A 9,649-nucleotide genomic window follows, 5' to 3' on the forward strand; every position below is an offset into this window, starting at 1 on the left:
CCGGCCAGCCGAAGCCCGCCCCGGGGGAAACCGGTTCGAAAATAAGTCATTAAGGTTGCGCCGGGCACTCGCCCGGGCCGTTGCCGGCAAACCTGGCGCAATGCGCCGCCCATGCCACAAATACCGCATCCGCGCGCGCCGCCTGTGCCAGCCCCCGAAGCGTACTCGTGGCGTCACCTGGGCCATTGCGGGAATTCGGGTGGAAAACGAGGCCTATTCGCCGGATTGTCGGCACCCGCCTTGGATGATCATCGATACCGTGCCGAATCTGGGATGCCGCTTACCTTTGCGCGCCCGGTCCGGACCCGAATCTCATCAACTATCGCGGGGAGTACGCGTGTTTTGTCAGCAGCGTGATCTTAGCCATGCCGAAGCCAGGGTTAGCCAGGCCAGCCGGGGTGGACAGGGCAGCCAGAGCGGCGCCCGCCATCCGGCCCAGCCGATCCTGACCCATGCCGGCCCGGCCGTGACGGGGGCGCGCGCATGAACGCCGTGGCAGCCCTGTCGAACAAGTCCGAGCTGTTCGAGCGACTCAAGACCAATCCGCGCCTGCCCATGATGCTGGGCGGCGCGGCGCTCGCCGCGGCCATCGCGGTGGGTGTGCTTTGGTCGCGTGCGCCGGACTACAAGGTGCTCTACAGCAATCTGTCCGAGCGCGACGGCGGTGCCGTCATCGCCTCCCTGCAGCAGATGAACGTGCCGTACAAGTTCGCCGAAGGCGGCGGTGCGGTGATGGTGCCCTCCGAGAAAGTCCACGAAACGCGGCTGCGCCTGGCTTCGCAAGGCTTGCCCAAGAGCGGCACCACGGGCATGGAACTGATGGACACGCAGAAGTTCGGCATCAGCCAGTTTGCCGAACAGGTCAACTACCAGCGCGGCCTGGAAGGCGAGCTGGCCCGCTCCATCGAATCGATTGCCGCCGTGCAGTCGGCGCGCGTGCACCTGGCCATTCCCAAGCCGACGCTGTTCGTGCGCGAACGCCAGAAGCCGACCGCCTCGATCGTGCTGCAACTCTACCCGGGCCGCGCCATCGATGACGGCCAGGTCGCCGCGATCGGCCACCTGGTTTCGTCCAGCGTGCCGGAGCTCACGCCCAAGGCCATCTCCATCGTCGACCAGCACGGCAACCTGCTATCCGGCAGCGGCACCAACGAGCGCATGCTCGACGCCGGCCAGATCAAGTACGTGCAGGCGCTGGAGCGCAACTACGCGCAGCGCGTGGAGGCCATCCTGGCACCGATCCTCGGGCAGGACAACGTGAAAGCGCAGGTGACCGCCGACGTGGACTTCTCCATCGTCGAGCACACGGACGAGTCCTACAAGCCGAACCAGGACCCGACCCGCGCCGCCATTCGCAGCCAGCAATCGAGCGAATCGAGCCAGCAAGGCGCGGCGCCGGTCGGCGGCGTGCCTGGCGCGCTGTCCAACCAGCCGCCGGCACCGGCCACGGCACCGATCGCCACGGCCCAGCCGCCGCGTCCGGGCCAACCGAACCAGCCGGGGCAGCAGCCCGGCCAGCAAGGCCAGGCCGCGGGCCAGGCCCAGGGCGGCGCCACCGCCACGGCCCAGACCGGCCCGAGCAGCAACCGCCACGACTCCACCACCAACTACGAGCTCGACCGTACCGTGCGCCATGTGCAGCAGGCACCGGGCGGCGTGAAGCGCCTGTCGGTCGCCGTGGTGGTCAACTACCGTCAAAAGGCGGGCGCCAACGGCAAGGTGGTGTCTGAAGCCCTGCCCGCCGCGCAGCTCGCCCAGATCGAGAACCTGACCAAGGAAGCCATGGGCTTCTCGGCCGACCGGGGCGACTCGCTCAATGTGGTCAACAGCCCGTTCACCGTGGACAACGACATCAAGCCGGAACTGCCGCTGTGGAAGCAGCCGGAAATGATCGCCCTGGCCAAGACCGCCGCCGGCTACCTGCTGCTGGCACTGCTGGCGCTGTTCGTGTGGTTCAAGGTAGCGCGTCCAGTGCTGCGCAAGTACACCGCGCCGCCCCCGCCGCCGCCACAGGAAAGGTCAGCCGACAACGAAGCCATTTTGTTGCCGCCTGAAGAGCCGGCGAATCCGGAAGTCCTGCGGCTTGCCGCTAAATATGAAAGCGATCTCGCCCTGGTGCGTGACGCCGCGCAGCGCGACCCGCGCCTGGTTGCTAGTGTGATCAAAAACTGGATGGCTAGCGATGACCGATGAAGGATTGCAGAAGAGCGCCATCCTGATGATGTCGCTCGGTGAAGACGCCGCAGCAGAAGTATTCAAGCACCTTGGCCCCCGCGAAGTGCAGAGCCTGGGCTCGGCCATGGCCACGCTCAACTCGGTGACACGCGAGCAGATGTCCGCCGTGCTGGCCGAGTTCCGCCAGGAGACCGAGCAGTATCTCGCGCTGAACGTGGATTCGAGCGCCTTCATCCGCAGCGTGCTGAACAAGGCGCTGGGCGAGGAGCGCGCGGTATCGGTGATCGAGGACATCCTCGAGTCCCGCGACCCGGGCGCCGGCATCGATTCGCTGAACTGGATGGATTCCACTTCGGTGGCAGAACTGATCCGCGACGAACACCCGCAGATCATCGCCACCATCCTGATCCACCTGGACCGGCAGAAGTCGTCCGAGATCATCGGCATGTTCACCGAGCGCCTGCGCCAGGACGTGATCCTGCGGATCGCCACCTTCGGCGGCGTGCAGCCTGGCGCCCTGCAGGAACTGACCGACGTGCTGACCAAGCTGCTCGCGGGCCAGAGCCTCAAGCGCAGCCGCATGGGCGGTGTGCGTACGGCGGCCGAGATCATCAACCTGATGAGCACGGCTCACGAAGAAGCGGTGATCGAAGGCGTGCGCCTGCACGACGGCGACCTCGCGCAGAAGATCATCGACGAGATGTTCCTGTTCGAGAACCTGATGGAAGTCGACGATCGCGGCATCCAGCGCGTGCTCAAGGAAGTGGCCACCGAATCGCTCATCGTCGCGCTCAAGGGCGCGCCGGTGGAGTTGCGCGACAAGTTCATCCGCAACATGTCGACCCGCGCTGGCGAAATGCTGCGCGAAGACCTCGAAGCGCTGGGCCCGGTACGGGTCTCGCAAGTCGAGGCCGAGCAGAAGAACATCCTCCAGGTGGTACGACGCCTGGCCGAAGCCGGCGAAGTTGTAATCGGTGGTGGCGACGATGCCTACGTCTGAACGTGCCCTGCGCCAGTTCCGGGGCCTTGCCTCGGACAGCGATTTTGTCGATGGTCGCGGCGAGCTTCGCGGCGATCTCGCCAGCGATGCCGGCGACGGCCGCGCGGCGGGCAACCGCGGCGCGCCGCGGCAGGCCGGCTTCGAGAGCTTTACCGCGCCGGCGGGGCGCGCCCCGCAGAAAAACGGCTGGCAGCGCTGGCAAATGGTCTCGCTGGATCCGCGCAAGGCCGCACCCGCTCCGGCGGAGTTCATGCCGCTGGAGCCCGCACCGCCCCCCATCGACTTTGCCGCGCTCGACGCCATGCGTGAAGGCGCGCGCAAGGAAGGCTACGCCCAGGGCTATACCCAGGGCCAGACCCAGGGCTACGGCGACGGTCACCGCGAAGGCTATGCGCGCGGCCTGGAAGGCGCACGCACCGAAGCCGCCCACCTGCAGCAACTGGCCGCCACCTTCAGCCACGCGCTTGGCCGCGTTGACGAAGAAGTGGCCCAGACCCTGATTTCACTGGCGCTGGATGTGGCGCGCCAGCTCGTGCAGCAAGCCGTGCAGGCCGATCCCGCCGTGCTGCTGCCAGCGGTACGCGAACTGCTCGCGGCCGAGCCGGCGCTGTCCGGCTCGCCCTGCCTGCTGCTCAATCCCGACGATGTCACTCTGGTGGAAACCCACCTGACTGGCGAGCTCCAGGCCGCCGGCTGGAGCGTGCGCGCCGACGCAGCCATCGCGCGCGGCGGCTGCGTCGCGAGTGCCGCCAGTGGCGAGCTCGATGCCACGCTGTCCACGCGCTGGAGCCGCGTGGTCAAGGCGCTCGGCCGTGACGACCCGTGGGAGCCGCCGCATGCCTGATACCTCGGCCAATACCTCGGTGAATACGGATTTCACCGCCGGCCTGCATGGCCAGCGCTGGCGCAATGCGCTCACCGCGGCCTCGGCCGGCATTGCCGAGATCGACAGCAAGCGCAGCTGCGGCCGCCTGACCCGTGCCGCCGGCCTGGTGCTGGAAGCCGTAGGCCTGCGCCTGCCGGTCGGCAGCGATTGCCTGATCGAGCTGCCGGGTGGCCAGTTGCACGGCAAGAACACCGGCCCGCGCCTGGCCGAGGCAGAAGTCGTTGGCTTCGGCGCCGACCGGCTCTACCTGATGCCGCAATCCGACGTGGTGGGCCTGGTGCCCGGCGCGCGCGTCTATCCGCTAGAGCCGACGCCGCTGCCTAGCGGCGACACCGCCCCGCGCGAGCCGGGCTCGAAGCGCCTGCCGGTGGGCGAAGGCCTGCTCGGGCGCGTGCTCGATGCCGCCGGGCGTCCGCTGGACGGCCTGGGCCCCATCACCGCTGCCACGGAAGTCACGCTCGGCGGCACGCAGATCAACCCGTTGTCGCGCGCGCCCATCGAGACTGTGCTCGACGTGGGCGTGCGTGCCATCAACGGCATGCTCACCGTGGGCCGCGGCCAGCGCATGGGACTGTTCGCCGGCTCCGGCGTGGGCAAGAGCGTGTTGCTGGGCATGATGGCGCGCTATACCAGCGCGGAAGTGATCGTGGTCGGCCTGATCGGCGAGCGCGGCCGCGAAGTGAAGGACTTCATCGAGAACATCCTGGGCCCGGAAGGGCGCGCGCGCTCCGTGGTGGTGGCGGCACCGGCCGACACCTCGCCGCTGCTGCGCATGCAGGGCGCCTCCTACGCCACGCGCCTGGCCGAGTACTTCCGCGACCAGGGCCGCCACGTGCTGCTGATCATGGACTCGCTCACGCGTTACGCCATGGCCCAGCGCGAGATCGCCCTGGCCATCGGCGAGCCGCCCGCCACCAAGGGCTATCCGCCCTCGGTGTTCGCCAAGCTCCCCACGCTGGTGGAGCGTACCGGCAACGGCGCCGAAGGCGGTGGATCGATCACGGCCTTCTACACGGTGCTGACCGAAGGCGACGACCAGCAGGACCCGATCGCGGATTCCGCGCGCGCCATCCTGGACGGCCACATTGTGCTGTCGCGCAGCCTGGCGGAATCCGGCCACTACCCCGCCATCGATGTGGAAGCCTCGATCAGCCGGGCCATGACGGCGCTGATCGAGCCGCCGCAGTTCGCCTCGGTGCGGCGCTTCAAGCAATTGATGTCGCGCTACCAGCGCAACCGCGACCTGATCAGCGTGGGCGCGTACGTGCCGGGCAACGATCCGGAGCTGGATCTGGCCATCCACCTGCATCCGCAGATGGAGGCCTTCCTGCAGCAAGACATCCATGAGCGCGCCGGCTACGACGCCTCGATCGGCCAGTTGCATAGTCTCTTCCAACGGAGTGAACATGGCTAAGCCATCTGCATTGAATACCTTGGCCGACCTGGCCCAGAACGATACGGATGCCGCCGCGCGCGAGCTGGGCCGGCTGCAAGGCCTGCGCAACCAGGCGGAGCAGCAACTGGCCGCGCTCACGCAGTACCGGCAGGAATACCGCGAACGCATGCAAGCCATCGCGCAGGACGGCATGACTTCCACCCGCTGGCAGGACTTTGCACAGTTCCTGGCCTCGCTCGATACCGCCATCCGCCAGCAGACCGAAGCGCTGGCCCGGGCCGAAGCCCAGTTGCTCGCTGGCCGCGCCAACTGGCAGCAGCAAAAGCGCCGCCAGAGTTCCTTCGACACGCTCATTACCCGCGCGGATACGCGCGAGCAGATTGCCAGCATGCGCCGCGAGCAACGCGACACCGACGAATACGCAGCCCGCGCCGCCCGCCTGCAAGTTGCAGGCCGCCATCGCTAAGCCGCCCAGACAGACCGAGCCCCAACATGATCGATATCAGCCAGATTGTCAGCAATGCCGCCACGGCCGCCTCTTCGCGCAGCACCAGCAACACCAGCAGTGCCGACGCGCAGCAGCAAGGGTTCGGCGATGCGCTGGCGCGCGCCCGAAACGACGAGCGCACCAGCAGCGATGGCAACGCCGGCAACGCAAGCAGCAACAACAACACCGGCGACGCGTCCACACGCAACGACGCCGGCGGCCAGAACGCCAACGCCGCCAATCAAGGCACGCAAGCCAGCACGATAGCCACCAAGCCGTCGCGCCGCCAGGACAAGGACGGCAAGACCTCCGAGGACCAGGCCGCGGATCCCACCGCGCAGTCTGCCGCCGCCGCGCTGGCCGCCCTGCTCGCGCCGCAACCGGCCCAGCCAGCACAGCCTGCCGCGCTGGCAGCAGGCGGCGCGCTGCCAGGCTCGGCCGGACTGCCCGGCACTGCTGCCCTGGGCGCGCAAGCTGGCTTGAAGGACATGATGGATCCGGCGCTCGCCAGTGCCGCAGCCGCTACGCCCAACGCGGCCGCACCAGCAACCTCGGCCGCCGCCGATACGCTGGCCACCATCGCATCCCAGCGCGCCGCGCTGCAGGCCGTGCCGCAAACCGCGGCCGGCACCCAGGCGGCAACCACGGACAAGCCCGGCACCGACGCCACCAAGGCCGCGCCGGACCTGGCCGCCAGCCTCAAGGCCGCCATGGCCGGCCAGCAAGGCGGCAATGGCCAGGCCTCCTCCGGGCAGCAGGACGCCTCGCTCGGCCAGCCGTACAAGGCCCCGCTGCAGCTTGGCGATGCCGGCAAGAACAACGCGCCCGCGGCAACCGCCGCCGCGCCGGCCAACCCGATGCAACTGGCGGCGGCCATGCGCGCCGCCGAGCCGGACAGCACCGAAGCCACACCCGCCGCCACACCGCTGATGGCGGCCGGCAACATGGCCCCGAGCCAGGCGCCGACCTCCAGCGGCCTGTCGCCGACCACCTCGCTGCCGATCGCACCGCCCGTGGGTGATGGCCAGTGGCCGCAAGCGCTGGGCCAGCAGATGGTGCGCCTGTCGACCCAAGGCAACCACACCGCCGAGCTGCAGCTCAATCCGCCCGACCTCGGCCCGCTCAAGGTCGTGCTCAACGTCGTCAACGACCAGGCCCAGGCCCAGTTCGTCTCGCCGCACGCCGCCGTGCGCGCCGCGGTCGAAGCCGCGCTGCCGCAACTGCGCACCGCACTGGCCGACAACGGCATCCAGCTGGGCCAGACCTCGGTGGGCGCCGACGGCTTTGCCGGCCAGGCCGGCAACGGCCAACAGCAGCAACGCCAGCCGGGCAACGCGCAGAATGGCTTCGGCACGCTGGCAGGCATGCCGGCAGCCCCGGTCAATGCCGGCCCCGTGGCCCCCGTGGCACGCACCCTCGCACGCGGCGAGGTCGACACCTTCGCCTGACCGCCCGGGCGCGATGGAGGCTCGGGCGCACACGCCCGGGCATGCTACGCGGCCAAGCGCATTCGCGCTTACCATGTCGTTTTAGAGCAGGGCCGCAGCCACCAGGGCTGGCGCGCCCCGCCCGCCAAGACGCCATGACCTTTGACCTGTTCGATTCCCTCCCCCAGGACGCCCCCCGCGCCGAGCCCATCGTGCCCGGCGCTGTGGTGCTGCGCGGCTTCGCACGGGAGCATGAACAAACCCTGCTGGATAATGTGCGCGCCGTTGCCTCGCAAGCGCCGTGGCGGCACCTTGTCACGCCGGGCGGCCAGCGCATGTCGGTGGCCATGACCAACTGCGGCCAGTTTGGCTGGGTTTCGGATGTCACCGGCTACCGCTACGAAGCGGCCGATCCCCTCAGCGGCCAGCCTTGGCCCGCCATGCCGGATGCCTTCCTGGCGCTGGCGCGCGATGCGGCCGCCGCGGCCGGCTTTGCCGATTTCCGGCCGGACGCGTGCCTGCTCAACCGCTATGCGCCAGGCACCCGGCTATCCCTGCACCAGGACCGCGATGAGCTCGACCTGCGCGCGCCCATCGTCTCGGTGTCGCTTGGCCTGCCGGCCGTGTTCCTGTTCGGCGGCCTTGCCCGCGCCGAGCGACCGCTGCGCGTGCGGCTGGCGCATGGCGATGTGGTGGTATGGGGCGGCCCGGCGAGGCTGGCGTTCCACGGCATTGCGCCGCTGGCCGACGGCGATCACGCGCTGGTGGGCCGCGAGCGGATCAACCTGACTTTGCGCAAGACGCGCTAACTGCGTGCCGGGCGCATTGGCGGGCAATCATCAACCGATCTCATCGAGCATCGCCAGCCGGCTATCGTCGGGAAACGCCTTGACGCGATACCTGGCGGGATACTGCGCCTCCGGCTCCATCAGGTCACCCAGCATGGCCAGCGCCTGCTGCCAGCCCACCACGCGCGTCTGCCCCACGCCATTGGCCGCGTCCGGCCGTACCAGGGCGATGCGATCCGCGCGCGGCAGCGAAGTCTCCACGCCGCAGGTCCAGGTGGTAAGTGAGAACGAAGTGAGCGGATCATCCTGCCGCCCATAAAGCAGGTAACTGGCCAGGAAGACATCGGCGCCGTCGCGCTCGTTCAGGCGGTCCAGGGCGGCCTTTTGCGTGTCGTATTCTTCCTTGCGGTACAGCCGCACCAGATGGGCGAGGTGCCGTGCGGCCTCCTCGCCGGCCGGAACGAAATGCGACACCTCGGTCCCCGTGGGCACAGCGTGCGCCACGCCCCCGGGCTGGTAGCGGAACATGGCCGGCGAGATCGTGCGGCCCTGGCGGGACGCCTGCAGGCTGAGCTCGACCATGTGCAGCTGCCCGGCGTCATCCTGGTCGCCCGTCACCAGCAGCACCTCTCGGGTTGGCATCATGAACACCGGACGACCACGTACCGGTACCCGCTCCAGCACATCCGGCAGCAGCGCGCGGCTGGCCTCGTAGCCGTCGCTCCAGGCGCCCTGGTAGACGCCTTGCGCGACCGGGACGAAGGCTTCGGCGGTGTGGTCGCGCAGGTTGTCGCCCGCGATCTGCAGCGCCTGGCCAAGCGTCACCTGCCAGGAGGCGCAGGGGCCATTGAGCAGCGTCGACGTGGTTTCCGGATAGTCCACCGCCAGCAGGATCACGCAATCCTCGCCGAAGGGCAGGCAGGCGACCTCAAAGGTCGACGGATCGCCTTGCGTGCGCAAGTGGTGCAGCCGGATCTCGTCGATCAGCGAGCGGCTTCGGATCAGCGGGCGGAGCATGGGCCGGGCCTCGGACAGCAAGGCCGGCGGGGCCTGCCCGCTGGAGCACAAGGTGGCCACGAAGCCATGCAGCGCCTTGCCGCGCTGCGCGCCAGGCGCCTCGCAGTATGCCCGGTAGGCGTTGTGGAGGTTGAAAAAAGCGTTGCGCCCGTGCTCCAGCCGGAACTCGTCCGCGTTGAAATCGAGGCGCCCCTCAAAGCCCTGGCGCCGGGCAGCGGCAATGAACAGCGCCGCGAAACGATCCGGCGGCGGCTTGCGCAGGAAAAGCGATTCGAAGAAGCCCATGGCGATGACAATGGCCCGGATGTTGGCCCGGATGGTAGTGCTTACACCTTACCCCATGTCCCGGCATTTCGGCATCCTCGCCGTGCTCCGCCAAGCGCCCTGCCGCGCCGTGTTGCGCTGCCATCTTTTTGCGCTATTCTTGGCGCTCGCCTCGGCGCCGGGCCGACCATCCCGCCCGTGGCCCCGCC

8 protein-coding genes are annotated in these 9,649 nt (G+C 68.9%); 7 read left to right on the forward strand and 1 reads right to left on the reverse strand.

The features are described 5' to 3' along the window. Positions 1-483 precede the first annotated feature (483 nt). The 7 genes from fliF to alkB all read left to right on the forward strand — a co-directional run bounded on the left by fliF (position 484) and on the right by alkB (position 8,180). Positions 484-2,193: a flagellar basal-body MS-ring/collar protein FliF gene (fliF, locus tag AC1RWI_RS37145; RefSeq protein ID WP_492870798.1), complete on the forward strand. Its 1,710-nt coding sequence runs from the start codon at positions 484-486 to the stop codon at positions 2,191-2,193. Continuing rightward, positions 2,183-3,175: a flagellar motor switch protein FliG gene (gene fliG / locus AC1RWI_RS37150; RefSeq protein ID WP_043353479.1), complete on the forward strand. Its 993-nt coding sequence runs from the start codon at positions 2,183-2,185 to the stop codon at positions 3,173-3,175. Before fliF ends, fliG begins: the two co-directional genes overlap by 11 nt. Continuing rightward, complete coding sequence (gene fliH / locus AC1RWI_RS37155) at positions 3,162-4,019, forward strand: flagellar assembly protein FliH (RefSeq protein ID WP_043353477.1); 858 nt, start codon at positions 3,162-3,164, stop codon at positions 4,017-4,019. The genes fliG and fliH overlap by 14 nt, the downstream gene beginning before the upstream one ends. Next, positions 4,012-5,475 carry a flagellar protein export ATPase FliI gene (gene fliI, locus AC1RWI_RS37160; RefSeq protein ID WP_043353475.1) on the forward strand — a complete coding sequence of 488 codons (1,464 nt, stop codon included), beginning with the start codon at positions 4,012-4,014 and terminating at the stop codon, positions 5,473-5,475. Before fliH ends, fliI begins: the two co-directional genes overlap by 8 nt. Beyond that, the gene (fliJ, locus tag AC1RWI_RS37165; RefSeq protein WP_043353472.1) at positions 5,468-5,923 is read left to right on the forward strand and encodes a flagellar export protein FliJ; all 456 of its coding nucleotides are present in this window, start codon (positions 5,468-5,470) and stop codon (positions 5,921-5,923) included. Before fliI ends, fliJ begins: the two co-directional genes overlap by 8 nt. Before the next feature lie 26 nt (positions 5,924-5,949). Continuing rightward, a complete protein-coding gene (locus tag AC1RWI_RS37170; RefSeq protein ID WP_492870799.1) occupies positions 5,950-7,392 on the forward strand; it encodes a flagellar hook-length control protein FliK in 1,443 nt (480 codons plus the stop codon). Positions 7,393-7,526: 134 nt separating this feature from the next. Beyond that, positions 7,527-8,180 (forward strand): DNA oxidative demethylase AlkB, encoded by a 654-nt coding sequence (alkB, locus tag AC1RWI_RS37175; RefSeq protein WP_043353468.1) that lies wholly within the window; start codon positions 7,527-7,529, stop codon positions 8,178-8,180. A 30-nt stretch (positions 8,181-8,210) separates the two neighbouring features. Here alkB and AC1RWI_RS37180 read toward each other — a convergent pair whose 3' ends face one another. Beyond that, positions 8,211-9,461 carry a DUF1444 domain-containing protein gene (locus AC1RWI_RS37180; RefSeq protein WP_492870800.1) on the reverse strand — a complete coding sequence of 417 codons (1,251 nt, stop codon included), beginning with the start codon at positions 9,459-9,461 and terminating at the stop codon, positions 8,211-8,213. Positions 9,462-9,649 lie beyond the last annotated feature (188 nt).

The organism is Cupriavidus sp. MPR-AND1C, from assembly GCF_058809705.1.

What these genes read in the sequence shown, in the direction of transcription:
- fliF (WP_492870798.1), top strand. Translation starts at nt 484, where the DNA reads ATGAACGCCGTGGCAGCCCTGTCGAACAAGTCCGAGCTGTTCGAGCGA.
- fliG (WP_043353479.1), top strand. Translation starts at nt 2,183, where the DNA reads ATGACCGATGAAGGATTGCAGAAGAGCGCCATCCTGATGATGTCGCTC.
- fliH (WP_043353477.1), top strand. Translation starts at nt 3,162, where the DNA reads ATGCCTACGTCTGAACGTGCCCTGCGCCAGTTCCGGGGCCTTGCCTCG.
- fliI (WP_043353475.1), top strand. Translation starts at nt 4,012, where the DNA reads ATGCCTGATACCTCGGCCAATACCTCGGTGAATACGGATTTCACCGCC.
- fliJ (WP_043353472.1), top strand. Translation starts at nt 5,468, where the DNA reads ATGGCTAAGCCATCTGCATTGAATACCTTGGCCGACCTGGCCCAGAAC.
- AC1RWI_RS37170 (WP_492870799.1), top strand. Translation starts at nt 5,950, where the DNA reads ATGATCGATATCAGCCAGATTGTCAGCAATGCCGCCACGGCCGCCTCT.
- alkB (WP_043353468.1), top strand. Translation starts at nt 7,527, where the DNA reads ATGACCTTTGACCTGTTCGATTCCCTCCCCCAGGACGCCCCCCGCGCC.
- AC1RWI_RS37180 (WP_492870800.1), bottom strand. Translation starts at nt 9,461, where the DNA reads ATGGGCTTCTTCGAATCGCTTTTCCTGCGCAAGCCGCCGCCGGATCGT.